The sequence below is a fragment of the Martinezella sp. CNPSo 3964 genome (assembly GCF_057784375.1).
Genome location: NZ_JBXSOW010000004.1, coordinates 86,945 through 112,638, shown reverse-complemented (window position 1 = coordinate 112,638; position 25,694 = coordinate 86,945). Strand labels below are relative to the sequence as shown.

27 protein-coding genes are annotated in these 25,694 nt (G+C 60.6%); 4 read left to right on the top strand and 23 right to left on the bottom strand.

Annotated elements, in window-relative coordinates:
• Window positions 1-6: 6 nt before the first annotated feature.
• The 4 genes from AC13Q5_RS14460 to AC13Q5_RS14445 are packed head-to-tail and all read right to left on the bottom strand — an operon-like array spanning window position 7 to window position 3,012.
• Complete coding sequence (locus tag AC13Q5_RS14460) at window positions 7-777, bottom strand: amino acid ABC transporter ATP-binding protein (protein WP_457879127.1); 771 nt, start codon at window positions 775-777, stop codon at window positions 7-9.
• The gene (locus tag AC13Q5_RS14455; RefSeq protein ID WP_488502099.1) at window positions 774-1,532 is read right to left on the bottom strand and encodes an amino acid ABC transporter permease; all 759 of its coding nucleotides are present in this window, start codon (window positions 1,530-1,532) and stop codon (window positions 774-776) included. The genes AC13Q5_RS14460 and AC13Q5_RS14455 overlap by 4 nt, the downstream gene beginning before the upstream one ends.
• Entirely contained in the window at window positions 1,529-2,236 is a 708-nt protein-coding gene (locus AC13Q5_RS14450) for an amino acid ABC transporter permease (RefSeq protein WP_488502098.1), read from the bottom strand. The genes AC13Q5_RS14455 and AC13Q5_RS14450 overlap by 4 nt, the downstream gene beginning before the upstream one ends.
• Window positions 2,233-3,012 (bottom strand): SDR family oxidoreductase, encoded by a 780-nt coding sequence (locus AC13Q5_RS14445; RefSeq protein ID WP_075855975.1) that lies wholly within the window; start codon window positions 3,010-3,012, stop codon window positions 2,233-2,235. The genes AC13Q5_RS14450 and AC13Q5_RS14445 overlap by 4 nt, the downstream gene beginning before the upstream one ends.
• A gap of 243 nt (window positions 3,013-3,255) precedes the next feature.
• On the opposite strand from AC13Q5_RS14445, the gene nac reads away from it, so the two are divergent.
• Window positions 3,256-4,161, top strand: coding sequence for a nitrogen assimilation transcriptional regulator NAC (gene nac / locus AC13Q5_RS14440; RefSeq protein WP_075855974.1), 906 nt, complete (start codon window positions 3,256-3,258; stop codon window positions 4,159-4,161).
• A gap of 46 nt (window positions 4,162-4,207) precedes the next feature.
• Here the strand turns inward: nac and AC13Q5_RS14435 are convergent, their stop codons facing one another.
• Genes AC13Q5_RS14435 through AC13Q5_RS14405 form a run of 7 tightly spaced genes read right to left on the bottom strand, consistent with a single transcriptional unit; the run spans window position 4,208 to window position 10,196 of the window.
• Entirely contained in the window at window positions 4,208-5,413 is a 1,206-nt protein-coding gene (locus AC13Q5_RS14435; protein WP_488502097.1) for a pyridoxal phosphate-dependent aminotransferase, read from the bottom strand.
• A 46-nt stretch (window positions 5,414-5,459) separates the two neighbouring features.
• Entirely contained in the window at window positions 5,460-6,227 is a 768-nt protein-coding gene (locus tag AC13Q5_RS14430; protein WP_075855972.1) for a LamB/YcsF family protein, read from the bottom strand.
• A gap of 31 nt (window positions 6,228-6,258) precedes the next feature.
• Entirely contained in the window at window positions 6,259-7,254 is a 996-nt protein-coding gene (locus tag AC13Q5_RS14425; protein ID WP_488502096.1) for a 5-oxoprolinase subunit C family protein, read from the bottom strand.
• Window positions 7,251-7,958 (bottom strand): 5-oxoprolinase subunit PxpB, encoded by a 708-nt coding sequence (pxpB, locus tag AC13Q5_RS14420; RefSeq protein ID WP_488502095.1) that lies wholly within the window; start codon window positions 7,956-7,958, stop codon window positions 7,251-7,253. The genes AC13Q5_RS14425 and pxpB overlap by 4 nt, the downstream gene beginning before the upstream one ends.
• Window positions 7,955-8,380: an acetyl-CoA carboxylase gene (locus AC13Q5_RS14415; protein ID WP_488502094.1), complete on the bottom strand. Its 426-nt coding sequence runs from the start codon at window positions 8,378-8,380 to the stop codon at window positions 7,955-7,957. Before AC13Q5_RS14415 ends, pxpB begins: the two co-directional genes overlap by 4 nt.
• Window positions 8,377-9,759: an acetyl-CoA carboxylase biotin carboxylase subunit gene (accC, locus tag AC13Q5_RS14410; protein WP_488502093.1), complete on the bottom strand. Its 1,383-nt coding sequence runs from the start codon at window positions 9,757-9,759 to the stop codon at window positions 8,377-8,379. The genes AC13Q5_RS14415 and accC overlap by 4 nt, the downstream gene beginning before the upstream one ends.
• Window positions 9,759-10,196, bottom strand: coding sequence for an acetyl-CoA carboxylase biotin carboxyl carrier protein (locus AC13Q5_RS14405; RefSeq protein ID WP_488502092.1), 438 nt, complete (start codon window positions 10,194-10,196; stop codon window positions 9,759-9,761). The genes accC and AC13Q5_RS14405 overlap by 1 nt, the downstream gene beginning before the upstream one ends.
• 174 nt (window positions 10,197-10,370) lie before the next feature.
• Between AC13Q5_RS14405 and AC13Q5_RS14400 the strand changes: the two genes are divergently transcribed.
• On the top strand, window positions 10,371-10,658 hold the full coding sequence (locus AC13Q5_RS14400) for a hypothetical protein (protein ID WP_488502091.1): 288 nt from the start codon (window positions 10,371-10,373) through the stop codon (window positions 10,656-10,658).
• Between the two features lie 97 nt (window positions 10,659-10,755).
• On the opposite strand, the gene AC13Q5_RS14395 is transcribed toward AC13Q5_RS14400, so the two are convergent.
• From AC13Q5_RS14395 to AC13Q5_RS14350, 10 genes are all read right to left on the bottom strand, one after another.
• The gene (locus AC13Q5_RS14395) at window positions 10,756-11,685 is read right to left on the bottom strand and encodes a LysR substrate-binding domain-containing protein (protein WP_488502090.1); all 930 of its coding nucleotides are present in this window, start codon (window positions 11,683-11,685) and stop codon (window positions 10,756-10,758) included.
• A 76-nt stretch (window positions 11,686-11,761) separates the two neighbouring features.
• Window positions 11,762-13,150 carry an argininosuccinate lyase gene (gene argH, locus AC13Q5_RS14390; RefSeq protein ID WP_488502089.1) on the bottom strand — a complete coding sequence of 463 codons (1,389 nt, stop codon included), beginning with the start codon at window positions 13,148-13,150 and terminating at the stop codon, window positions 11,762-11,764.
• 48 nt (window positions 13,151-13,198) lie between these two features.
• The gene (locus tag AC13Q5_RS14385; RefSeq protein WP_488502088.1) at window positions 13,199-14,560 is read right to left on the bottom strand and encodes an MmgE/PrpD family protein; all 1,362 of its coding nucleotides are present in this window, start codon (window positions 14,558-14,560) and stop codon (window positions 13,199-13,201) included.
• Entirely contained in the window at window positions 14,550-15,449 is a 900-nt protein-coding gene (locus tag AC13Q5_RS14380) for a polysaccharide deacetylase family protein (RefSeq protein WP_488502087.1), read from the bottom strand. Before AC13Q5_RS14380 ends, AC13Q5_RS14385 begins: the two co-directional genes overlap by 11 nt.
• Window positions 15,446-16,318, bottom strand: coding sequence for a polysaccharide deacetylase family protein (locus tag AC13Q5_RS14375; RefSeq protein WP_488502086.1), 873 nt, complete (start codon window positions 16,316-16,318; stop codon window positions 15,446-15,448). Before AC13Q5_RS14375 ends, AC13Q5_RS14380 begins: the two co-directional genes overlap by 4 nt.
• A 130-nt stretch (window positions 16,319-16,448) precedes the next feature.
• Window positions 16,449-17,279: an ABC transporter substrate-binding protein gene (locus AC13Q5_RS14370; RefSeq protein WP_488502085.1), complete on the bottom strand. Its 831-nt coding sequence runs from the start codon at window positions 17,277-17,279 to the stop codon at window positions 16,449-16,451.
• Between the two features lie 40 nt (window positions 17,280-17,319).
• Complete coding sequence (locus AC13Q5_RS14365; protein ID WP_488502084.1) at window positions 17,320-18,081, bottom strand: amino acid ABC transporter ATP-binding protein; 762 nt, start codon at window positions 18,079-18,081, stop codon at window positions 17,320-17,322.
• Entirely contained in the window at window positions 18,081-18,968 is an 888-nt protein-coding gene (locus AC13Q5_RS14360; RefSeq protein ID WP_488502083.1) for an amino acid ABC transporter permease, read from the bottom strand. The genes AC13Q5_RS14365 and AC13Q5_RS14360 overlap by 1 nt, the downstream gene beginning before the upstream one ends.
• Before the next feature lie 202 nt (window positions 18,969-19,170).
• A complete protein-coding gene (locus AC13Q5_RS14355) occupies window positions 19,171-19,659 on the bottom strand; it encodes an NUDIX hydrolase (RefSeq protein WP_488502082.1) in 489 nt (162 codons plus the stop codon).
• Complete coding sequence (locus AC13Q5_RS14350; RefSeq protein WP_488502081.1) at window positions 19,652-21,337, bottom strand: Na/Pi cotransporter family protein; 1,686 nt, start codon at window positions 21,335-21,337, stop codon at window positions 19,652-19,654. The genes AC13Q5_RS14355 and AC13Q5_RS14350 overlap by 8 nt, the downstream gene beginning before the upstream one ends.
• Window positions 21,338-21,733: 396 nt before the next feature.
• Between AC13Q5_RS14350 and AC13Q5_RS14345 the strand changes: the two genes are divergently transcribed.
• Together AC13Q5_RS14345 and AC13Q5_RS14340 are read left to right on the top strand one after the other, a co-directional pair.
• Window positions 21,734-22,540: an MBL fold metallo-hydrolase gene (locus AC13Q5_RS14345; protein WP_488502080.1), complete on the top strand. Its 807-nt coding sequence runs from the start codon at window positions 21,734-21,736 to the stop codon at window positions 22,538-22,540.
• Window positions 22,541-22,586: 46 nt separating this feature from the next.
• Window positions 22,587-23,546: an aminoglycoside phosphotransferase family protein gene (locus AC13Q5_RS14340; RefSeq protein WP_488502079.1), complete on the top strand. Its 960-nt coding sequence runs from the start codon at window positions 22,587-22,589 to the stop codon at window positions 23,544-23,546.
• A gap of 86 nt (window positions 23,547-23,632) precedes the next feature.
• On the opposite strand, the gene AC13Q5_RS14335 is transcribed toward AC13Q5_RS14340, so the two are convergent.
• A complete protein-coding gene (locus AC13Q5_RS14335) occupies window positions 23,633-25,024 on the bottom strand; it encodes an ATP-binding protein (protein WP_488502078.1) in 1,392 nt (463 codons plus the stop codon).
• Complete coding sequence (locus AC13Q5_RS14330; protein WP_015342375.1) at window positions 25,021-25,692, bottom strand: response regulator transcription factor; 672 nt, start codon at window positions 25,690-25,692, stop codon at window positions 25,021-25,023. Before AC13Q5_RS14330 ends, AC13Q5_RS14335 begins: the two co-directional genes overlap by 4 nt.
• Window positions 25,693-25,694: the final 2 nt, after the last annotated feature.

Genomic DNA, 25,694 nt, shown 5'->3' with positions numbered 1-25,694 from the left:
AGGTGCTTAGTGGCGCAGATCCGAAAGAAAGCGCTGAGCCCTGGGATGACGTGGATTCTTGAAAAACTCTTCTGGAGGCGCAGTCTCCAGGATCTCGCCGGCATCGATGAACCAGATCCGGTCGGCCACGTCGCGGGCAAAGCCCATTTCATGAGTGACGCAGAGCATGGTCATTCCTTCGGCCGCCAGGCTTTTCATGACACTAAGGACTTCGCCGACCATCTCGGGATCAAGCGCGCTCGTCGGCTCGTCGAAGAGCATGACGGGCGGCTCCATTGCGAGGGCACGGGCGATGGCCACGCGTTGCTGCTGACCGCCTGAAAGTTGGCCTGGATAGGCATTCGCCTTGTCGGCAAGACCGACGCGATCAAGCAATGCGAGCGCCTTGTCGCGCGCCACTTTCGCCGGCACGCCCTTGACCCGGATCGGCGACATCGAAACGTTGTCGACGACGGACAAATGGGGAAACAGGTTGAAATTCTGAAAGACGAAACCGATCCGGCTGCGCAGCCGATTGAGCTCGGCAGCGCCCATCGCGGCATGAATATTCCTGCCCTCAAAATCTATCGAACCGCTATTGATCTCTTCCAGCCGGTTGATCGTGCGGATCAGCGTCGACTTGCCGGAACCGGATGGTCCGCAAATGACAACGACTTCGCCGCGGCTGACATCGGCATTGATGTTGTTCAACACCTGGTAATGACCGTAGCTCTTGCAGACCTCGCGAAGACGGATCTCCCGAGCGCCGTCCTGCGGTGCGGAAACTGGGATGCTCATAGCTGCTCCGTGAATGTTTTTAAGGGAACGACGTCGCTGCGCAGGCGCATCTTCCTTGGCCCGGCCCGCCGGCGGGCAATTCGCTGTTCGACGCTGTTTGCGACGTGGGTCAGGCTCCAGCAAAGCCCATAGTAGACAACGGCGAGGATGAAGAAGACCTGGAAGGGCTGCGACAGAAGCTGGTTGTTCACCTGGCTTGCCGCAAAGGTCAGGTCCGGCACGTTGATGATGTAGCCAAGCGTCGTGTCCTTGATCGTCGAAACGAAGGTCGAGATCATGCTCGGAATCATGTTGTAGAGCGCCTGCGGCAGGATCACGAAGCGCATCGCGCCGATGTAACTATGGCCAAGCGCCCTGGCGGCATCCATCTGCCCTTGGCCGAGCGAGACGATGCCGGCCCGAACGACCTCGCTTAAGAACGCGCCCTCATAGATCACAAGCGTTACCAGCATGATCAGGAAGCTCGGGACATCCGCCCCCGTCCAAAGCGGAACGATGAAATAGCACCACAGGATCAGCATCAAAAGCGGGACGCCGCGCGTGATGTAGACGAGGCCGGTCGCGGGCCATCTGAGGACTGCCCATTTGGAAAGGCGGGCCATGGCAAGCAATATGCTGACGGGGAACGCCAGCGCGATGGCGAGTGCCGAAAGGATGAGGGTGTTGGCAAGGCCGCCCAGCGGGCCGTTGGGATACTGGCCGATCAGCAGCAGCAGCCAATAGTCATGGATGATCTTGATGACGTCCTGGATCACGCGCGCGCCCTCCGCATCGGATCGCTGCGCAGCGAGATGTATGCGCCGAAGGCCATGATGATGAGAGAGAAGAACAAATAGATGACTGTACCGATCAGGTAGATCTCGAAGGTGCGGAAACTGACATTGTCGATTTCCTTGACGGCATGCGTAAGCTCCGACGCACCGACGACGATTGCGAGACTACTGTTCTTGAACAGCGACACACTATGATTGATGAGCGGCGGCAGGGCATTGCGTATGCCCTGAGGCATGATGACGAAGCGCATGGCCGAGATGTAGCCATGCCCGAGCGCCTTGGCCGCTTCCATCTGCCCCGGGCTGACCGAGCGCAGGCCGGAGCGCAAATCCTCGCTGAAATAAGCGGCCTGGCACAGTCCCAGCCCTATAATGGCAAAGATTGCCTCGGCGTTGTGGTCGGCGAGCCAGTCGGTGACGCCTTGCGGCATCAGCGTATAGATCCCGAAGTACCAGAACATCAGCTGCACCAGCGTCGGCACGTTGCGATGGTAGGAGACGTAGGCCTTCACGATCGGATCGCCGATGCGAAGCGGCGAGACCCGGAAGGCAAAGAGCAGGACGGCCAGCGTCATCGCAAGGAGCCAGGAGCCGACATAGATGACGAAGGTCATCTCGATGCCCTGCAAGAGCATCGCGACGTAATCCGGGTTCCTAAGGATGGCCGACAGATCGAACCCGCTCACCGCTTCGCACCTTCCGCATCATAGGTGGCGGCGGAGGTCTCGGGCTTTGCCGTCTGCAGACCGCCCATGACCTGCAATGTCGGCGTGATCTCCATGTGGCCGATATTGACCGCGACCGGCGCCGAAATCGCAAAGGCGATCGCATCCGCGATATCGGCCGCCTGCGGCAACTCGAACCCGTCGATGAAGCGTTCGCGCACGCTCGGATCATCACCATGGACGTGGTTGAAGATATCGGTCGCGACGCGGCCGGGGCAGATTTCGGTGACGCGAACCCGCTTGCCGAATGCGTCGATGCGCAGCTGGTTCGACAGCATCGCAACGCCGGCCTTGACGGCATGATAGGTGGAATTGCCACCGAAATTGTAGTTTCCCGCAATTGAGGAGATGTTGATGACGTGTCCGCGGTCGCGAGCGACCATTCCGGGCACGATGAGGCGGCAGATGTGCAGAACGGCGCGGAGATTGACATCGATGAGGAGATCGATGTCCTCTTCGTCAGCCTGAAGGAATTTCTTCGGCCGGTCGACGCCCGCATTGTTGACCAGAATGTCGAACTGAACCCGGTTCGCAAGATCCGCGATTGCGGCGCGATCCGTCACGTCGATGACGTGGGCGATGCATCCCGTGCGCTCGGCCAGTTCCTTCAGGGCGCCGGCGCTGCGGGCGATCGCATGCACCTTGATACCCTCGCGGCAAAGCCGCTCCACCACCGCGGCGCCGATACCGGAGGAGGCGCCGGTGACCAGCGCGGTCTTGTAGTCGGAGAATGGCATTCTGATCCCCTTTTTGTTGGTTTGGACATTAGCGAAGCTTCAACTCCTTGCCTAAGACCGATTATTTTTGGAGTAATAAGCAAGTTTTATGGAGGTCTGCCGGCCGCAGGCGAGCCGGCCTTGGCCGAGGGGCGTCGCGCCACTTTTGCAGCGATCCGCATGGCGTTCCGACATCGGCGCGCGTTGCAAAACAGATGCGCGTCTGCAAACATGCCCCGTAAAGACAGAACAGTACCCAAAGCCATGGATATCAGACGCTTCAAATCCTTCATCGCTATCGTCGATAGCGGCAGCATCACGCGGGCCGCCGATATCCTGCATCTCGCCCAGCCGGCACTCAGCCAGCAATTGGCGGCGCTCGAGGAACATTTCGGCCAGAAACTCCTGATCCGAAGCCAGCAGGGCGTCAGCATGACCGATGCCGGGCATGCGGTTTATCGGCACGCGCAGATCATTCTGCGCCAGATGGAGCAGGCGCAGGCCGATGCTGCCGCAGCCGGCAATTCGCTTGCCGGGCGCGTCTCGGTCGGCCTCGTGCCTTTCAGCAGCGCCGCCACGCTTTCGGTCGATCTCCTGGCGGAAACACGCAAGAGGCACCCCGGAATTCTGCTTCATCTGACGGAGAGCGTCGGTCAGACCTATAGCCAGATGATCATGACCGGCCGGCTGGAAATGGCGTTGATCCACGGCACGGGGCCGATCAAGGGCGTGCGGTTCGAGCCGATCCTGAGGGAGGAATTCTATCTCGTTGCCCATCGCAATTTCGCGATCGACCCGGACCAGAAACCCGTGCCGGTCAGCGCGCTGGACGGGATGCCGATGCTGCTGCCGCCGGCCTACAATTTCGTGCGCCGGGCCGTCGATGCCGCCTTCACGCGCAGCCGCATCAATCTGAAGGTCGTGGCCGAAGTCGAAATCGTGCGAACACTGGCGCGCGCCGTCGGCGGCGGGCTTGGCGCGACAATCATGCCGAAGGCGATTGCCGACCGTATCGTCTCCGAATCGAGCGAACCGCTGGTCTGCCGGCTGATTTCGCCGCGGATCGAGGAAACGCTGTCGCTTTGCACGTCCGATCAGAACTCGCTGTCGGAGCCGGCATTCGCCGTCAAGGACATTCTCGTCGAGCTGACCGAGCAGTTGAAATTATAGAGTTTTCCGGCCCGTAGACCGTGCCGGAAACACGAGGGATCACCGGTCAGCGCATATCGCGGCAGAACTCGGCGATGCGGGCGCAGCCCTCGCCAAGCTTTTCCATGCTTGTCGCATAGGAGATGCGGAAATAAGGGCTCATACCATAAGCGGAGCCCTGCACCGTCGCGACATGGTGCTCATCGACCAGCGCCATGACGAAATCGACATCGCTCTCGATCTTGCGCCCGCCCTTGGTGGTCCTGCCGATCAGGGTGGACATATTGGGATAGATGTAGAAGGCGCCTTCCGGCTTGTGGCAGCGCAGTCCATCGACCTTCGACAGTTGATCGAGCACGAAGTCGCGTCTGTCCCTGTAGATCGCCGCCCGCTCCTTCAGGAGATCCTGCGGTCCGTCCAGTGCTGCGATCGCCGCTGCCTGCGTGACGGTTGCGATGCCGCCGCTGTTCTGACCGTTGACGTTGCTGATCGCGGCAATCAATTCCTTCGATCCGCTGGCGCAGTATCCCAGGCGCCAGCCGGTCATGGCATAGGCCTTGGAGACGCCGTTCATCGTCAGGACCCGGTCGTAAAGCCTCGGTTCGGCATCGGCTATCGTGCAGAATTCGAACCCGTCATAGACCAGATGCTCATAGATATCGTCGGTCAGGATCCAGACGTTCGGATGGCGCAGCATGACTTCGGCGATCGCGGCCATTTCCGCGCGCGAGCAGGCGGCACCCGTCGGATTGTTCGGAAAATTCAGGAGAAGCCATTTGGTGCGCGGCGTGATCGCAGCCTCGAGGTCTTCCGGACGCAGCTTGAACCCGGCCTGCTCGAAGCAGGGGACGGCGACCGGGACGCCGCCGGCAAACTTGACGATGTCGGCGTAGCTGACCCAGGACGGCGTGGGAATGACGACCTCGTCGCCTGGATTACAGGTGGCCAGCATCGCATTGAAGATCACCTGCTTGCCGCCGCCGGAAACGACGATCTGGCTTGCATCATAATCGAGATTGTTGTCGCGCTTGAATTTTCTGCTGATTGCAGCCTTCAGCGCTGGTGTGCCATCCATCGGCGGATATTTGGTGTCGCCGCCAAGTGCGGCCGCATGCGCTGCCTCGATCGCATGGGCGGGTGTCGAAAAATCCGGCTCCCCCGAGGAGAGGCTGACAACCTTGATGCCCTTGGCGGCCAGTTCGCGGGCGCGTTGGGTCATGGCGGCGGAGGCGGAGATGGAAACGTTCTTCAGACGATCGGCTGTGGAAGGCATTGGCGTGCTCTTTCAATGGAAAAGAAAAACTTGCTGGCCAGCAACATCAAGATGCGAGTTCGGCCGCAGGCGCCAAGGTGGCGCCGGAAGCCTCGATTTCACTTCGGATGACGCGGGCAAGGTCGAGCGAGCCGGGCGTATCGCTGTGGACGAGGATCGATCGGGCTCGCATTTCAAGCGTGCTGCCGTCGATCGCCTCGACGGTCCCATCCGTCAGAAAGCGACGCACCCGTGTGCGGACCGCGGCCTCGTCCTTGACCAGCGCGCCCGGCAGACCGCGGGCAACGAGCCTGCCGTCGGCATCATAGGCGCGGTCAGCCAGAAACAGCGCCATCGTCTTGAGTTTCGCGCGCCTTGCCGCCTTTTCGATTTCACTGCCTGATGTCACGAAGACGACCAGACGCGGATCGACCGCGGCAATGGCATTCATCATCAGATCGGCGAGCGCTGGATCGCGATTGACCATATTGCCCATCGCCGCATGAAAGCTGAAATGTCCGACACTCATGCCCTCGCTCCTGGCGATCGCGATCAATGCGCCGAGCTGATAGAGCATCTGCTGGCGAAGCTCGTCCGGCTGGAACGGCATCTCGCGCCGGCCGAAACCGGGCCGATCCGGCAGACCCGGATGCGCGCCGATACCCACGCCGTTTTCCTTCGCGAGGCGAACCATGCGCGCCATCGTGTCCGGATCGCCGCCATGAAAGCCACAAGCGATATTGGCGGACGACACGATCTTCATCATCGCTTCGTCGTCGCATAGCCGATAGGGGCCGAAACCTTCGCCCATGTCGGAATTCAGATCGATTTTCACCGCTTCCTCCCCTTGGTCCCTGCTACTCTCATCAGGCCATCGCCTTCAAGGCGCGCTTGACCATTTGCGACGTCCGCCTGACGTCCTCGACGTAGCGGGTCACGGCCTGTTCAATGGCGCGCGCCTCCGTATGCGTCGAGCGGACGAAACGGAGCCGGATGCCGATCCGAGCCTGGCCAAGCCGCCACAGATCGCATTCGATGACGCCGGCAATCTTCGGATAGCCACCGGCGGTATTGGCATCGCTCATCTGAATGATCGGCTCGCCGGCCGGCGGGACCTGGATCACGCCAGGCACAACGCCATGCGAGCGCATCTCGACTGTCGCCGTCGGTTTGATCGGTTCGCCGGACAGGCGATAGCCGGTGCGGTCGCTGCTCGACGATATCCTCCAGCTCTGGTTCCAGAAGGCCTCGCCATCGGCGGCAAATAGCTCATGTTCGCCGGCGACGACCGCACGGACGGATAGAACACCGTCGACCGGAGCCGGAAAAACATCCTTTAACGCCACCGCAGGCTCGACGACGGCAAGACCACCTGCCGGCAGGGGGAGCGCATCGGCGGATGTGCCAAAATCAATCCGGTCGCCGTTGACGAGCGCTCGACCGGCATTGCCGCCGAAGCCGCCACGCAGCGACGTGCTGCGCGAACCCATGAGAACCGGCACATCCAGCCCTCCACGAAAGACGATGTAAGCGCGCGCTAACCTAGGCGGCTGCCTTAGCTCGAGGATCTGGCCAGGCTCGGCGACGTGGGTGCACCAGGCAATCAGCTCCCGACCGTCCAGCACCGGGCTGCCATCCGCGCCCGTGACGGCAAAGACGGCACCCGTTCCGAACCGCAGTTTGAACGGAAAGGTCTGAACCTCTATGGCCGCCGCATCGTCGTCGTTGCCAACAAGGATATTGCCGATCTTCACCGCAAGAGGGTCCATCGCGCCGCTGGCTGTGACGCCGATGTCGCGGTAGCCGGGGCGACCAAGATCCTGGATCGTGTTGAATGGGCCGGTTTCGATGATCTCGATCATAGCTCGATCCTCGCCGGCAGAAAGTGGATGATATCGCCGGGCACCATCAAAGCCGGCGTCGCGGCAGTCGGATCGAACATCTGCAGTTCCGCGTGGCCGAGCGAATTCCATCCATTCGGACCCGTCAGCATCGCAACCCCCGTCTGCATTCCGCCGATCGTCACGCTGCCCTTCTCCATCCTTAGCGAAGGAACGGTCTTGCGGGGCATGTATATGCGCGGATCGAGCCCGTGCAGGTAACCGAAACCGGGGGCACTTCCCAAGGCAAATACGCGGTAACTCGCCTCATAGTGTATGCGCACGACCTCGCGATCGCTCAAGCCGCAAAAATCGCAGATGGCCGGAAGATCGATTGCATAAGCGCCGCCATAGTGAACCGGGATTTCGATGACTTTTCCCGCGAGGTCCAGGCTCTGGGCATTGTTCCATGCCTCAAGAAACCGGCCTGTCACCAGCTCGGGATCCTCTGGCGTCTCCCTGAGGATCGCCAGAAGATTGGTCATTCCGGGAATCACTTCTGCTACATCAGTCCAGCCCTTGACCGTTTGCGCCAGAGCCCAGATCCTCCGCTGCGCAGGCAAATCGAATTCGCCAGGTGCTTCGAGCAGGAAAGACCGCGTGCCGATGCAGGAAATCCTTGCCCGGCCCTTGGAAGCAGGAACGATTTCGCGCGGCGATGTGACGGTGTTCGAAGTGGTAATCATGACAGCGGCTCGATTTCGAACAGGGGATCACCGAATCCGACCAGGGTTTCGGGATCTACCGATCGCCTGGCCAGCAAACCGGACCTGCCGGCCGGAATGGGAAGCAGGACGGAACCGACGCGAATAAAACCGATCACATCCTGGCTTGAGACGGTGCGAGGCAGACGCTCGGTTCCGTTGGAATCCGAAGGATGCAAAGGATAGAAGTGGCCCGCCATTGGCGCTTTGACCACCGCCACCGATGTCGCAGGAGCAAGCTGCGCGTTTCCTGTCAGGCTGATTTGGGCACCCCCGGCCTTCGAGACCACGATGCGCAGATTGCCATCTGGTCGCGAAATTTCCAGGCCATCGACGCCTGCTGCCGTCAGTGCGTCGGCCAGAGCAGCGATGGTTGACGGATCGCTAAAGTCGATCGCGCTCATGCCGCCCTCCTCTGCCGAAGCCATTGTTCCAGATAGTGGATATCCGTCTCACCGCGGGCAAACCCTTCATCCTCGAACAATGTGCGCAGCAGCGGCAGGTTGGTGGAAATCCCCTCTATCCGAGTGGCGCCAAGCGCCTCGCGCATTTTGGCCATCGCTTCTGCTCGTGTAGGCGCATGAACGATCAATTTGGCGATCAGCGAGTCATAATAGGGCGAGACCCGATAGCCGGCATGAATATGGGTATCGACCCGGATTCCCGGCCCTTCCGGCAGGATTAATTCAGAGATCGTACCCGCCGAAGGCAGGAAACTTTCGGGATCCTCGGCGTTGATGCGGCATTCGAAGGAATGGCCGGTACACGCCACATCATCCTGGCGTATTTCCAAGGGGAAACCCTGGGCGACCATTATCTGCGCCTGGACGATATCGATCCCGCTGGTCATCTCGGTGACGGGATGTTCGACCTGCAGGCGCGTGTTCATCTCGATGAAATAGAAGGCACCGTTTTCGTAGAGGAACTCGAAGGTTCCGACGCCACGGTAGCCGATCTGCCGGCAGGCTTGCACGCAGGCCATGCCGACCGGCTTTATCGTTTCCGAAGAAATCCCGGGTGCCGGTGCCTCTTCCACCACCTTCTGATGCCGGCGCTGCATGGAGCAATCGCGATGCCCGAGCCAGACGGCATTGCCATAGGCATCGCAGAGCACCTGAATTTCGATGTGACGCGGATGCTGGAGGAACTTCTCCATGTAGAGCGCCGGGGAACCGAAAGCCTGACGAGCCTCTTCCGATGTCAGGGCGACGGCCTCGTGCAGCTCGCCTGCCTCGAGCACCACCCGCATCCCCCTGCCACCTCCGCCGCCTGCGGCTTTGATGATCACGGGATAGCCGATCTCCTCAGCGATCCGCTCGACCGAAGCCGGATCATCCGGAAGGGAAGTGTCAGGACCGGGCACGCAAGGCACACCAGCAAGGATCATTGCCCGTTTTGCCGATATCTTGTCGCCCATGGTCGCGATCGAGGAGGCTTCGGGGCCGATGAATGCGATGCCGGCTCTCTCGACGGCTTCGGAAAAGGCGGCGTTCTCGGACAGAAACCCGTAGCCGGGATGGATCGCACCTGCCCCGGTCAGCTGCGCGGCAAGGAGGATCGCATTTTGATTGAGATAACTGCCGGCTGCATTCGAAGGACCGATGCACAGAAAGGTGTCGGCAGTCTTGCCATAAGGCGCCCGCCTATCGGCTTCGGAGCAGATCGCGACCGTCTTCAACCCGAGTTCGCGGCAAGCGCGCTGAATTCGCGCAGCAATTTCGCCCCGATTGGCAATGAGAACCGTATCGAAACGTCGCCCCGCCTTGTCGAAAGCTTCCGCCATCACGCGATCTCCGCGAGTATGTCGCCCGTCTCAACTTCACCGCCATCTATTTCGGTGAGGTGCCCGATGCGACCGGCCTCGGGGGCTGCGATCTTGTTGAAGACCTTCATCGCTTCGATGATGAAAAGCGTCTGCCCCTCCTCCACCATGTCGCCGATCTTAACGAAAGGCTCCTGTCCAGGTGCTGGCGCCCGGTGCAAGACACCGAAGATCGGCGCTCTCACAACAATGGAGTCCTGCGATTTGCACGAAACATCGCCGCCTTGTTCAGCGCGGCCGGTTGCTACGCTGGCAGGCATCTGCGCTGCAGGGAACGGATCCGTCGGACTGGACGTTCGGAAGATCCGAACCGTGACATCCTTTTCCGTTACCGTGAGTTCGGTAACGTTGGATCGCCCAACAAAATCGATCAGTGTTTTTATCTTCGACAGATCCATGCGAGAACTCGGTATTTCGGAGCACCTCACGCGATCCAACGATGACAGCGTTTGGCTGGCTTCTTCCCTACACGATGGCTCTCACGATGGGGTCAAACGAACTTTTGATGACGCGGCTCTGCAGTCGATGCAGGCAGCTGCAGTTAATCCATTTATCAAGGACTTACGGTAACTTTGTTCATCGGGAACAAAGGTCGTTCGCAACGCTCGGAGTCAAGCCACAGCACCTGGCATGATGTGATCGCCTATGGCAATTCAAAGCTCGAGGCGCTCGACGACCCACAGCTCTATATCATCATCCGGACGCTCGGCGATGAGCGTGCCGTCATGCTCGCCAATCTCTCCTCAGAAACGGCAGCCGTCGACGGCGGTGCCTATGCGTCGCCTGGTCTCAAGCTCGTATCGAGCAATTACCATGGCTGCGCCGAGCAGATGGAGGCCATCAAAACCCTACGGCCGTGAGAAGCTTTGACTTTCCTGTCATCTGCGTGATGACGAGCTGAGTGAAACGCCGTCGGCAAGCCTCTGATTTCGCCGCCATTCTCCCTTGCTTTGAATATCAGGTCCGATCGTTGCCAAAACCATCGGCAGTTGCATTACAGGCTTGCCCGAGCCAGTCGGAAAAGGCGCGTACCTTCTGGCGGGCTTCGGCCCTTGCCGGCCAAAGCGCATAGTAGCCGTAGCCACTGTCGATGATTCGCTCGAAGGGAGCGACCAGCTCGCCGCTTTCCAGATCCTGCCTGGAAAAGACGAGATCGCCCATCGTTACGCCATAGCCGCTCGCCGCCGCGGTCATGGCGAAATCCTGCGTGTCGAAGACCTGATGACGGGAGGCCTGGAAGGAATAGGCGCCTTCGGCCTGCAGCCACAATGTCCAGTCGCTATGGCGTGGATTGGAGTGCAGGAGAACGCAGTTCTGCAAGTTCTTAACCTCAGGCGGATCGCCGAGCCTGGATAGAAATTGCGGCGAGCACATCGGCGTCAGCTGTTCCCGCAACAGCGGCAGCACATCCATGCCGGGCCAATGGCCATTGCCATAGGTAATCAGCATGTCGATGTCGCCGACCGAAAAGGTCGGCCGCAGGAACCAGGCGGTGTCGATGTTGATGTTCAGATCTTCGTGATGGCTATGAAGATCTGGCAGGCGCGGCAGGAACCATTTGCGTGCGAAGGTTGGCGGCATGCGGATCGTTAGGGATCGCACCGTCGTTCGCGTCGCCTCGAACGAGGTCTTCAACGACGCCAGCAGTCCGTCGACGATTGGAATCAGTGCCATGCCGCGTTCCGTCAGCGCCACTTTACGAGTGTGGCGCTCGAACAGGCTGCAACCGAAATAATGCTCGAGTTGCTGCACCTGCCGGCTGATCGCACTCTGGCTGAGATTGAGCTCTACCGCCGCCGCCGTGAAGCTGCCCGTTTCCGCGACGACGGAAAATGTCTGCAGCGTCTGCAGCGGCGGCAACCTGTTGTGATCGAACCTCGGCTCCATTCCCTACCCGGCTTCTCCGCTGCTATCTCGAAAAGCAAGCATTAAAGCATGTGCATGGAATGGCAACCGACGGCGCTCAGGCGATTGCGCGGCGCACCGTCTCTATGGCTTCCCGGACCCGGCGCGGCGCCGTGCCGCCCTTGTGATCGCGGCTGGCGACAGAGCCCTCGACGGTCAACACCCCGAAGACATCCTCGCGAATGATCGGCGCAAAGGCCTGCATGTCAGCGAGGGAAAGCTCTGCGAGCGTCGGGAGCGCCTTGTCGCGGGCAGCACCGACGATCGCCGCGACCGCATGGTGCGCATCGCGAAACGGCAGGCCGGCGCGAACGAGATAATCGGCAAGATCGGTTGCCGTCGAATAGCCCTGATTGGCGGCCGCAAGCATCCTTGCGTGCTTCACCGTGATCGTCGGGATCATCTGCGCCGTGACGCTGACGGCCGCGCGGACGGTCTCAAGGGTATCGGTGAGCGGCGGCTTCGATTCCTGCTGGTCCTTGTTGAAGGCAAGCGGCTGACTTTTCATCAGCGCCGCCGAAAAAGCGAGATTCCCCATGACGCGGGCGGCCTTGCCGCGCACCAGTTCCGCAAGATCCGGATTGCGCTTCTGTGGCATGATCGACGAGCCGGTGCAGAACTGGTCGCCCACTTCGATGAAATCGAACATCGGCGTGCACCAGAGGATCACTTCCTCGCTGAAGCGCGACAGGTGCCCCATGATGATCGAACCGGCGCTGCAGACGTCGACGACATAGTCGCGGTCGGAAACGGCATCGAGCGAATTGGCAAAGGATGCGGCAAAGCCAAGCTCGGAGGCGCTGTATTCGGGATCGATCGGATAGCCGCTTCCAGCAAGGGCCGCAGCACCAAGGGGGGAAACGTTGAGCCGTTCCCGCGCCGCGCCGACGCGATCGAGATCACGCAGGAACATTTCGACATAGGCCATGAGATGATGACCGAAGGTGACCGGCTGCGCCACCTGCAGATGGGTGAATCCCGGCATGATCGCATCGGCATGTTTTTCAGCCAGTTCAACAAAGGCACCGATCAGCGTTTTCAAATCATCGGCCAACAAATCCAGCTGCTCGCGGGCATAGAGGCGAATGTCGGTCGCGACCTGATCGTTGCGCGATCTGGCGGTATGCAGCTTCTTGCCGGCATCGCCGATCAGCGCGATCAGCCGATCCTCGACATTGGTGTGAACGTCTTCGAGCTCCGCCTTCCATTCGAAGGTGCCAGAGCGCATTTCTTCCGCCACCTGGTCGAGGCCGGTCTGGATTTTACCGTTTTCGTCAGCGGTCAGAATGCCGGCGCGGGCAAGCATCTCGGCGTGGACCTTCGATCCGGCGACATCGTGCAGGGCGATGCGCTTGTCCTGGTCAAGGCACTCGTGAAAGCTCTCGAAATCCCTGGAGACCGCTTCCTTGAACAGCGGCGACCAAGTGGCTTCTTTCTGATTTCTCATCGCGGTCTTCCCTTTTGAACGAATGCCGCCCTCCTCCGGGTGCATCCTTTATTGAAGCAGCGCAAGCAGGCTGCAGGCGTCGGTCTGATTTTCGAGGTCGAGAACAAAGTCGCTGATGGCATCGACCTTCGCTGCCGGCAGCACCATGCCGGCGAGCGCGGCATATTTGCCGAGCAGCCGCTCGTCGCTCAGCGGGTTCTGCGGGCCTCCGAGGGGAAATTCGACGACAAACCGATGTCGCTCGCCGGGGGCAGTCACAATCGTGATTGCCGGCTCGTCCTCGTCCTTCATGGCGGGATCGATACGCACCGTGATGCGCTCCATCAAAGGGCCGATCTCGGCTGCCGACCAGGCGGCTTCCTCTAGTTCGGCCAAAAAAACCTTGCCGTAACGCAGCCGAGCCGCCAGGGCATAGGGCAGGCTCATCTGGGCCTGTGCACGCGACTGGATGACCTTGCCGCCGCACATGCCATACTGGAAGCCGCTGATGTCGACCTCGATGGCGGCGATATCGGCAGGCTCAAGACCATGGTTCTGCATCATCAGGTCAAGCGCATCGATTCCGGCATGCGTGCCGCGGCAGGTGGCATGCGGCTTGATGGAGCAGCGATTGAGCCGCCAATAGTCTCCGAAGTCGCGGAGGAGAGCCCGTGGATCGCCCTTGCCGCCGCCGAAGGTCGCAAAAAAGCTGCCCCAGCGCTCCGGCTCGAAGACGCTGTCGGGCCCTTCGAACCCTTGGCCTGCCAGATAGGCAGCCATCAGGCCGCCTTCGGCGGCACGGCCGGCATGGAGCTTCTTGGTCGAGCTGCCATTATGGATGAAGGCCCAGGTGCCACCGGCAAAGGAGCAGGCCGAGCCGAGAGCGGAGGCCATCGCATTCGCATCGAGCTTCACCATGCTGCCGACGGCAGCGGCAGCGCCGAACGCGCCGCAGGTTCCGGTCGAATGCCAGCCGAGGCCATTGTGATTCTCATAGCCGCCGACTGCTTCCAGCACGCGCCGGCCGACCTCGTAGCCGAGCAGGACGCTGCGCAACAGGTCGCGGCCGCTCATCGGCTCGTTGCGATCGCCAAGCGCGGCAAGAACGGCCGGAAGGACGACTGCGCCGGAATGATCGCAGCCGCCGCTGTCATCAAGCTCGTAGGCATGGGCAGAAACACCGTTGACGAAGGCTGACGTCCTCGCGTCCGATGCGATCGGTCGGCCCCAGATCGGGGAAGATCCGCTTCCGGCCTGGAGACCGAGCATCGCGACGACGGCATCGGTTTCGCGCGATGCCGAGCCGGCAATTGCAGCACCCAGCGTATCGAGAATATGAAGCTTCGCCTTGTGGATGGTCTCGGGCGGAAAGGCTTCGAATTTCGTCGAGCAGACAAGCTCGGCCAGTGCCTGAGTCAGATTACCGCTCACCGGCCCGCTCCTCATCGACATAGGCCTCATAGACATTGATCGGGTGGTCGCCGGGCGCGGTCGTGCCCTTGCCGGCGTGCCAGCGGGCTACGTCTGCTGCCGTTGCCAACCACACGTCATCGAAGCTTGTGATGTGGGCAAGCAAGGCTTCGACGAGCGCGATCCGGCCCGGCGTGCCGGTCCATTCCGGGCGAAGCTGGATGACGTAGCAGAGGCCGTATTTGCGGTAGGCATCGAACTCGGCAATCCAGTTGCCGAGCACCGCCTCGTAGGACGGGATGCGGCTTTGCCCCTTCGGGAAGGCCGGCGTGAAGTTGAACTGGAAATAGGGCCGGTCCTCGAGTTCGTTGTGAACCGGGATCTCCACCAGCGACGAGGCGTGGCTGTAGGGCAGATCGTCGCCGTTCAACGATGCCGACCACGCATAGCCGGCCTCGACGAGCAGGCGATCAAAGCGGCGCGGCCAGTTGCCGGCCGGAAGGCGGAAGCCGGAAACCTCATTCGAGGCGATGGCGTTCAGCCTCTCGCGGCTGCGCTTCAGGAGATCGACACCTTCGGTTGCCGGCATGGCGTCGTAACGCTCGAAATTCCAGCCATGACTTTCGATCTCGTGACTTGGGGACACGACATCGCGCAACAGCTCTTCGTGGTTCTCCGCAACGATCCCCGGCACAAACCAGCTCGTGGAGATGCCGGCATCGGCAAAGGCATTGCAAAGGCGCTCGACGCCGCGCGTGGCGCCATATTGCCAGACGGAAAAGCTCTTGCTGCGCCCCCTCAGGTCAGGCGCCTGCGCGACGGCATCGAGCCCGTCGTCGAAGATCACGGAGACGATTGCGGCGCATTTTTTGCCCTGCGGCCAGAAGCCTTTGGAAACCGTGCTGGTCATGCGGCATTCTCCGGATGTTGCACGATCCACCACTTTGCGATTTCGGCGCAGTGCGTGGCCCAGACGCTGTCGCCATGGGCGGTGATCGCTTTGAAAAGCCCTTCGAGGATCGCCAACCGGCCGGGCTTGGCGCAGACCTTCGGATGCAGGATCGTCGTCCAGCAGAGCCCTTCGCGATGGTAGCCCTCGAACTCGGCGATCCAGTTGCGCTGGACATCGGCATAACCCGAGATGCGATCGAGGCCGATGGGGAAATCCGGGTCCTCGCTGTAGGCGAGCGCGGTGTAATCATCGATATCCCAGCGCCCTGGGATCTCGACCAGGCCGCGACCGCGGGAGGTCGTGTGAAAATAAGGCCGGTCGTCGCCACGCATCGAGCTTGAATAGATCACGCCGAACTCATGCAGCATTTCAGCCGTCTCGTCGCTCCAGTCACCCGAGGGTGTGCGAAAGCCGACCGGTGTCACACCCATCCGGCTTTGAAAGAGATCGCGGGAGCGTCCCATGATATCGAGTTGCTGCTGGCGGCTGCAGTCGATGAAGACCTCGTGATAATGGCCGTGATAGGCGATCTCATGAGCATCTAGCAGGATGCGTTCGCATTGCGAGGGCCAGTGCTCGACGACCCAGGTTGGCACGAAGAATGTCGCCTTCAGCCCGTATTCGCGGAGAAGATCGAGAAGCCGTGGCAGCGCGCGCCACGGGCCATAGGCACCTTGCGTAAAATAACGCGGATTGGAGAGCAGCGAGCCGTCGAGCATTGCATCGCCCGTTGGGCCATCGACATCGAAGGCAAGCGCCACAGCCGATTGCCGGCCTTTCGGCCACAGGCTTGGTTTCGCGGATTTGGTTGCACTCTTCGCAGTCATGGGACTCTGCATGCGTTTCGAGGTGTTTTAGGACGCAACCACCCCTCCGCGGGCGCTGACACGCCCCGGCCGATGGCTGCTTGCGATGGGAAAGAGGAGCGCCGCTGTTATCGCGGCGCTTCCTCAGGCGTTACTTGACGCCGTTGATCACGGCCTTCGGAACGGCATTGTGGACGAGGCCCCACTTCTTGAGGATCTCATCATAGGTGCCGTCCTTGATCAGCCCGTCGAGAGCGCCGGCAACCGCATCGCGAAGCGCGGTGTGATCCTTCTTGAAGCCAATGCCGAAGGTGTCGTTGCTGAGCAGCGGCTCGCCGACGAGCGTATAGGTGTTGGGCTCGATGCGCATCTGGTAGGCGATCGTTTCGATGCCTTGCACGACCGCATCGTAGCGGCCCTGCTTCATGCCGAGACGGGCAGCGTTCGAATCCGCGGTTCCCTCGAACTTGATGGCCGGCTTGCCCTTGCCTTCGCAATTTTCAGCGCTCCAGGCCTTGACGTTGTCACCGAAGGAGGTGCTGCGGCTTCCGGCAACCGTCTTGCCGCAAAGGTCGCTCGCCTGCTTGTAGGTTCCGGCATTGGCGTTGACGGTGAAGAGGATCGGGCCGCTGGTGATGTAATCGACGAAGTCCATGCTGGCCTGGCGCTTCACGTTGTCGCTCATGCCGGAGATGATCATGTCGGCGCGGCCGGTCTGCAGGCCGCTCTGCAGCTCCTGGAAGGCGGACGTCACGAAAACGGTCGTGAGGTTAAGCTTCTTCGCAATCGCGTTTGCCAGATCGACGTCGAAGCCATCGATCGTGCCGGTATCCGGATTGACGAATTCCATCGGCGGATAGATCGGGTTGGTCATGATGCGGAGTTCGCCATCCTTGAGCAGGTTCAGGCTCGAATCCGCGGAAGCGGCAGTAGCCGCTAGCGAAAGAAGGGCCGCAGAAACGGCGAGACGAATGAGTTTCATGCAATTCTCCTCTGATGATCTTTCTTCAGGGTTTTTCTTGTTAAAGCACCGCAGAGATGAAGTTCTTCACTCTGGGATTCCGGGGGTTTTCCAATATGTCGCTCGGCGTCCCGGTCTCGACGATCTTGCCAGCATCCATGAAGACGACACGGTCGGCGACCTCGCGGCAGAAGCCAATCTCGTGGGTGACAACGATCATCGTCGTGCCGGAAGCGGCAAGCTCCTTCATGACGCCAAGGACTTCGCCGACAAGCTCGGGATCGAGCGCAGAAGTCGGTTCGTCAAAGAGCATGGCCTTCGGCTTCATGGCGAGCGCGCGGGCAATGGCGATGCGCTGCTGCTGGCCGCCGGACAATTCGCCCGGATAGGCGCCGGCCTTGTCGGCGAGACCAACGCGTTGCAGGAGAATGCGCGCCTCGGCGATGCACTCCTGCTTGGGTCGCCTCTGCACGCCGACCGGGCCTTCGATGATGTTCTGCAGGACGGTGCGATGCGGGAAGAGATGGAATTTCTGGAAGACCATGCCGACGGACTGCCGCTGGCGGGCAATCTCGCGATCCGGCAGTGGAAACAGCCGGTTGCCCTCGCGGCGGTAGCCGGCGATCTCATCCTCGACCGTGACATAGCCGCCGTCGATCTGTTCGAGCTGGTTGATGCAGCGCAGGAAGGTGCTCTTGCCCGAGCCGGAAGGCCCGATGATGCAGACCACTTCACCCTTCCTGATCTCGAAATCGATGTCCTTCAGGACGTGAAACGTGCCGAAATACTTCTGCAGGCTGTGTGCCTTGATGATCGCGTCCATCAGCCAGCCTCCCCGACGAGAGCCTGATTGGCGGCCTGCTGGGTGCTCGCATCGCGCCGCCCCCACCCCTTGGAGAAATGCCGCTCGATATAGATCTGCGCAATGCTGAGCACGGTGACCACGACCATGTACCAGATGGCGGCAACGATCAGCAGTTCAATGACGCGCGAGTTGACATAATAGATGTCCTCGACGTTTTTCAGCACCTCTGAATACTGGATGACACTGGCGAGCGAGGTGAGCTTCACCATGCCGATGGTCTCGTTGCCAATCGGCGGGACGATGACGCGCATGGCCTGCGGTAGCACGATCTTCAGCGTTGCCCGCAGCTTCGTCATACCGATCGATTGCGCCGCTTCCATCTGGCCCTTGTCGATCGAAAGAAGGCCGGCGCGTACGACTTCGGCCGTGTAAGCGCCCTGCTGGATCCCAAGGCCGAGAAGAGCAGCCACGAAGGGCGTCATGACATCGACGGTGCGGATCGACCACAATCCCGGAATGCCGATCGTCGGAAAGATCAGGGCGAGATTGAACCACAGCAGAAGCTGCAGCAGCGCCGGCGTGCCGCGAAACAGCCAGACATAACCGACGGAAATGCTGCGCAGAACCGGATTGTCCGACATGCGCATGATCGCGGCGATGACGCCAAGGACGATGCCGACGATCATGGCGCAGAAGGTCATGATGATCGTGTTGCCAACCCCTGCCAGGACGGCCCTGGTGAACAGATTCTGTCCGACATATTCCCAGGCGATGTCGCCCTTCCAGAAGGCCTTTGCCAATAGAAGCAGAAGGATAATGCAGATTGCCGCCATGATTTTCGTGCCGATCTTTCGCTGCGGCACGATCACGAGCGCATTCACGTCCAGTGGCGCTGAGTTGGTCAAATTTCGATCCCCTGAGCTCGTTGGTGAGCTTTCATTTTCTAACGGGGAAAACTTACGTTGCTTTTGAATTCGGCCACAAACGAGATTTGAACATGCGATTTATGCGCTCCAAGCATAAATCGCATGTGCGCATGACGATATTTCACCGTCTGGCCATAGTGAATTGAGATGCGAGGGAAGCTCGGGCGACTTGGCTTCCTGTTCACCCATCCGGCGCGAGGGCGGTCTCGACCCTGCGCAGCAGGCTCTTCAACTCTGGCTCGCGGACATGAGCGGCAGCCTCATTGGGCGAGAACCACTGCAGCTGGCGCTGACCGCGCTCGGGAAAGCGCTCGACCAATTCGGCGACTTCAAGCAGATGAACCTGAACGACGGAGGGGACGGTATCGCCGGTATCGAGAGATTTCAGATAGGTGTAATAGCCAAAACTCTTCTTCCTGGCCTTTCCCTTGACGCCGGCCTCTTCCCAGGCCTCGCGTTCGGCGACCTGATGCGGCAGCTTGCCAACGATCGGCCATCCCTTCGGAATGACCCACCGACGGCTGTCGCGCGAGGTGATCAGCAGGATTTCAACATCCTTCAGCACGGGCGAGCGCCTGTAGCAGATCGCGGCATATTGCTCGATCGACCGGCCGGCGAAGAGCTTTTCTGCCGCGTCCGCCAGACGGCCGAGATAGGTCTTTTTAGTCATGTGCTGTCACTGCAACCTGTGGAACCGGGCTTGGCGTCCGGCTCTGCAAGAGTTCGCCACGCTCCTCCAGAACGGGATAGGCGGCGGCGGCAACGAGATGGGAGTTGATCTGCTTGAGGTCGCGCAACAGATCGAGGTGAAGCGAGCTTGTCTCCATGGTCTCGATCCCGCCCTGGCGCAAGCGCTGGAAATGGGCTTCCGTTCCCTCGCGCTCCGCCTTGCGGAAGATCACCTTTTCCTCTGCCAGCATCCGGGCGGCACTTTCGTTCTGCGTCATGAACAGGGCGGCCGCCGTCTGGAGGTTCGACTGCAACCGGTCGAACAACGTTGCCAGTTCGAGCTGCCCTTCCTTCGAGAAGCTCAAGCCCCGGCGCAGGCGCTTGGCCAGATGCGGCAGGAGGTTCTGGTCGAGAACGTCGCCGGCATGCTCCATGTTCATCGAGAACAGCAGGATCTCGTTCAGACGCCGCCGGTCGGCTTCGCCGAGTTCATCGGGATCGATCGAAGTCAGATAGGTCTTCACCGCCGTATTCAGGCTGTCGAGGATATTGTCCAGCGACCGCAATCGCGTCAGTGCCTTTCGATCCGTATCCGATAAGGCCGACCTGGCGCCTGCCAGCATCTCCGACAGCACGTCGACGAGCCTCAGCGCCTCGCGCGCTGCCGCGCCGAGCGCGACCACGGGCGTTTCCTTGGCGGCCGGATCCAGATATCTCGGGCGTGTCGGATCGGCCTCGTCGATCTTCTGCGGCAGCAATTTGGTCAAGAGATCGGCATAGGGCCGCAACAGCGGCATGAAGGCCACGGCCAGGACGATATTGAAGGCGCTGTGGAAGTTCGCGACAGCGCGGGCGCTATCGCTGTCGATCATCGCCGACAGGCGTGCGGCGGGCTCCAGCAGGCCGATCATTGCGACGACGCCGACAATGCGCGTCAGCATATTGCCGATGGGCAGCCGCTTGACGGAAAGATCGGCGCCTGACTGTCCTTCGATCAAGGGATTGATCGCGGTACCCAGATTGGCGCCGAGAACGAGCGCGAAAGCTTGATCGACATCGACGAGGCCTTTGCTTGCAAGCGACATGATGAGCAGCACGACGGCCACGCTGGAATGGGCAGCCCACGTCAGAATGGCCGCGAGAAGCATACTCAGCACCGGCGTCGCGGCGATCGCATCAAGGACATAGGCGAGCGCCTTCGACCCCTCATATTGCGTCATCAGGTCGAGGAGCTGATGCAGCGCCAGAAGCATGAAACCAAGCCCGATCATGACGCGGCCGAGATCGTGCACACGCGAATTCGCGGTTCGGCGAAACATCAGCACGCCGATAAGGACGAGTGCCGGCGAGGCGGCGGCGACATTGAAGGATAGCACCTGGACAATCAGCGTCGTGCCGACATTGGCCCCCAGCATGACGGCAAGCGCCGGCACGAGGTCCACCAGCCCGCCGGCGGCAAAGCCTGATGCCATCAGGCCGGTAGCCGTGCTGCTCTGCAGGATGGCGGTGACACCGATCCCGGCAAAGAAGGCCTTCGTGCGATTGCTGAGCGCACGTCCGAGAAAGGAGCGCAGGTCCGGGCCGAAGGCACGCTGGATACCGGTCTGGACCATGCGCGTGCCCCAGAGCAACAGGGCGATGTGACCGGCCAGAGCAACGAGGCCGAAAATAAGCGCCATAGTGGTCCTCCATATGCCTGCGATCCCTGGACAAACGCCGGGCATCAATATCGCGGTCAGCTAAACTTTAATTAGCCGACTATGTTTCTCCCTCTTTATATCTTTTGCAAGGCCAGATTGTCACAAAACTAGAGGGAGAATCACTTTATCATTTAAAATCATAATGATAGACTCATATTTGTCCTGTCATTATTCACAATAAATATTCATCTCTCCAGAAAACGGCGGTCTGAAAGCGACGATTTTCTGTCTGCGAGGATATTGTCCGGTGAGCGTTGCTTCGCCTTTTCGCTTTGATGCATCCAATGTCTGGCCAATATAGCATAAAAGCCTCCATTTGCCGCGCGGCGGATCCGTCGCCATAGAGTGAAACGACAGGCTGGCGAGGAGTTTGAGATGACGCATTTTATCTGCATCACATGCGGCATACAGTTCGGAGATGGCGACGGACCGCCGCCGGCCTGCCCGATCTGCGAGGACGAGCGTCAGTTCGTACCCCAATCGGGGCAGGAATGGACCGACATGGCGAGCCTCGGCCAGAGGCATGCGGTGATCTGGAATGAGGAAGCCGAGGGCGTTCACAGCCTGCAGATCTCGCCCCATTTCGGCATTGGCCAGCGCGCCTTTCTGATCGAAGGACCTGATGGCAATATCCTGTGGGACTGCCTCAGCCTCATCGACGAGGCCAGCAAAGCGCGGATTGCCGCTATGGGCGGCTTGAACGCGATCGCGATCTCCCACCCTCATTTCTATTCGTCGATGATCGAATGGAGTATTGCCTGCGGCGACGCGCCGATTCATATCCACGCAGACGATGGCGAATGGGTGCAAAGGCGCGGCGCAGCCTTACGCCCGTGGACAAGCGAGATGCTGCCGATTGGCCAAGCGACCATGATCCGTTGCGGCGGCCATTTCGACGGCAGCTCCGTGCTCCATTGTCCCTGGCTCGAAGGCGGCCGCGGCGCCCTCTTCGTCGGCGACACGATGCAGGTGACGATGGACCGCAAATTCGTCAGCTTCATGCGCAGCTACCCCAACCTCCTCCCTCTCAACGCCAAGACGGTGACGACGATATCGAAAACCGTTCGAGCCTATCGATTCGAGGCGATCTATGGCGCATTTCCCGGTCGAACGGTCGAAAACGACGGCAATCTGGTGGTGGGACGTTCCGCGGAAAGACACCTGAAGGCGATCGCAAGTTGAGAATATAGCAACTGATGTTCCGCTTCTGACATAGGCCTACTCACACATGAAGCAGAAAATACCAATGCGGCGAACGCCGGATGCTGAGCTTGCCGCAGCGATCGCCGCAGGGGCCGTTGGTTGCTCTCCGGTTACTGTCGGACGCTTCCCAACCGGTGCACGGCACTATGTCTTCGATCTTCAGTTCGCCGACCGGTCTCCAGCCGTCGTGCGCGTTGGCGACCCATCCGCTCGGGCAGAGATGGCCGGAGCGGTCTATCTTTCGGGATTATTACGACCTGAAGGCGTGCCGCTTCCAACCATTCTGGCCGAAGGTATAGACGCGGAGTTTCCCTGGCTTCTGCTGGAACGCCTTCCCGGCACGGATCTGGGTTCGGTCATCTTGAACCTTTCGGGAGTCAAGCTGGGTCGGATTGCTTCACGCGTGGCGCATGCCCAGGCCATCACAGCAAGAACCATATCAGCAGGACGCTACGGATATGCCGCGCGAGCGGAGCAAGCACAGCACGGCGCGTGGTCGCAGGTGGTGCTTGCCAATCTTGCCCGTTCGCGAGGGCGAATCGGGTCTGCCGGGTTGTTTGATGTCGGGCTGGTCGACGCAGTCGAACGCGAGGTAACGGCCAGACGCAAAGAACTCGACAGGATCGAAGCAATACCCTTCCTGCATGACACCACGACAAAGAACGTGATTGTGACACCAGACGGCGCGTTCAGCGGCATTGTCGACGTCGATGATCTTTGCTTTGGCGATCCACGTTATCCGGCCGCCTTAACATTGGCTGCGCTGATGGCCTATGGCGGCCCCGTGAGCTACGTCGATGCGTGGCTCCGGCACGCCAAGCAAGCCGATGACCGGCTTTTTCGTCTTTACACGAGTGTCTTCCTGCTGGACCTGATGGCCGAGCATGGGCACATTTTCAACGGCAACGAGACTCCGTTAGCACCGGCAGTTCAGGCAACCATGCAGCACACACTTGAGTTCAATCTCAACTTAGTGCGGTCATGAACGCTACGTGATTCAAGTCTTCATTGCGCTCCGGCGACCACCGGCGATATCCGTCCTTTTTCCAGTCCAATCCCGACTGCGTCGAACTAATTTTCCAGCGCCGTCTGCTTGTCCTTCACCAGTCGTGCCGGCAGATTGACGGTAACGGACAGGCCCCCGAGGCTGGAGCGGGCAAGCGTCAGCTTGCCGTCATAGGCTTCGACCAGATCCTTGGCGATCGCCAGGCCGAAGCCGGTTCCGGCAATGCTTTCGTCCAGCCGCCTGCCGCGGCGGATGAAAGCCATTTCCGCATCCTCCGGCAGGCCCGGACCATCGTCCTCAATGCACAGTTCTACACCCTCAAGCTCGGGCACTTGCGACAGGCGAACCTTGACCTTGCCGGCCGTCCATTTCCTGGCATTGTCGATCAGATTGCCGGTGATGTCGGCGAAATCCGCCTCATCGATCGCCAGCCACATCTCCGGCGGCGCCGCAAGTTCGAAATCGATCTTCCGCTCGGTGGACAGACGCCGCATGACCGATATGATCTTCTGGAGATCGGCGCTGGCATCCATGACGCCGACGGTATGGGCGGCTGCCAGGCTGGCGCGGGTTTGCGCGAGCGTTCGCTTGATCTGCGCCTCCATCCGGCTGACCTCCGTCTGGATGGCCGCCGCTCGCTCCGACATGCCCTCTTCCGATAGAAGGCGCGCCGTCGCCTCCAGTGCCGCGAGCGGCGTCTTCAGCCCATGCGCCAGATCGCCGGCGCGCGCACGCGCCTGCGTCAGCTGCGTCTCACGGGATGCCAGCAGGCCGTTGAGATCGTCCACAAGAGGCTGGACCTCGCGCGGAAACTGGCCGGTGATCTTGCGCGCGGAACGCTCCTGCACCGCCATCAAGGCCGCACGCAGATCGTTGAGCGGCCGCAATCCATATCTCAGAAAGGCGATGACGGCCACGATGAGGGCAGCCGAAAGCACACCAAGGGATGGCGCCATGGCGTAGAAGAAGCGCCAGCGCGCTGGCGCAAGCTCGCGATTGTCGAGCGCCATCACGATATCGACCATCTGATCGCCGGTGGCCGAAGGGATGGAGATGGACCGCTCGACAGCAAGAAGGTGGCTGCCGTTCGGTCCTTTCATATCTGTTGCCCGGCCGGCATCGCGAGGGCGGGAACGAAGCCAGGGCAGGTTCTGTTCCCAAAGCGATTGCGAGCGCAACTCCACGTTGCCGTTGCGGCCGACCTGCCAATAGAAACCGCCATTCGGAATGCCGAAACGGGAATCCGTCGGCGTATCGTCGAGAAAGAGCTGATTGGACGAATTGATATCGACCGCGGCCAAAAGAACGCGCAATTCCTCGTCAATCTCGGAGAGGGCAAGCGCCCGGACGGCCAGCCCGGAAATCGCATTGATGCCCACGCCTGCCAGAAAGGTTGCGACGATGATCGCCACCGCAGAACCCAGCAGCAACCGCCCTCGCAGCGAAAACGGCGTCATGACGGCGGCGCCTCGCGCGGAATGATATAGCCCTGGCCGCGCCGGGTCTCGATGACTGTGCCATCGAACTTGCGGCGCAGGCGCGCGACGACCACCTCGAGCGCGTTCGACAGAAGCTCCGTCTCTTCGTCATAGATGCTGTCGGCGATCTGCGTTCGGGAAAGCACGGTGCCGGCATTGTGCATCAGATAGGCAAGAAGCCGGTATTCGAGCGCCGTCACCTGAACCGGCTGCCCACGAAACGAAACCGTACGCTGGCGCGTGTCGAGTTCCAGCACGCCGTTGGAAAGGATTGGAGAGGATTGCCCGGCGGCGCGGCGCATCAGGGCGCGCACGCGGGCCAGAAGTTCTTCCATGCGGAAGGGCTTCGTCAGATAATCGTCGGCGCCCGCATCCATGCCATCGACCTTGTCGCGCCAGCCGTCGCGCGCCGTCAATATGATGACAGGCATGCCACGGCGTTCTGCACGCCAGCGTCGCAGCACGGTGAGGCCATCAAGCTTGGGAAGTCCGAGATCGAGAATGACAAGATCGAAATGCTCGATATCGCCGCGATACCAAGCCTCCTCGCCGTTGCTCACGGTCGAGACGACATAATGCTGGTCCTCCAGGCAGCGGCGCATATCCGCCACAATACTGGGCTCATCCTCAGCAATCAGAATGCGCATTT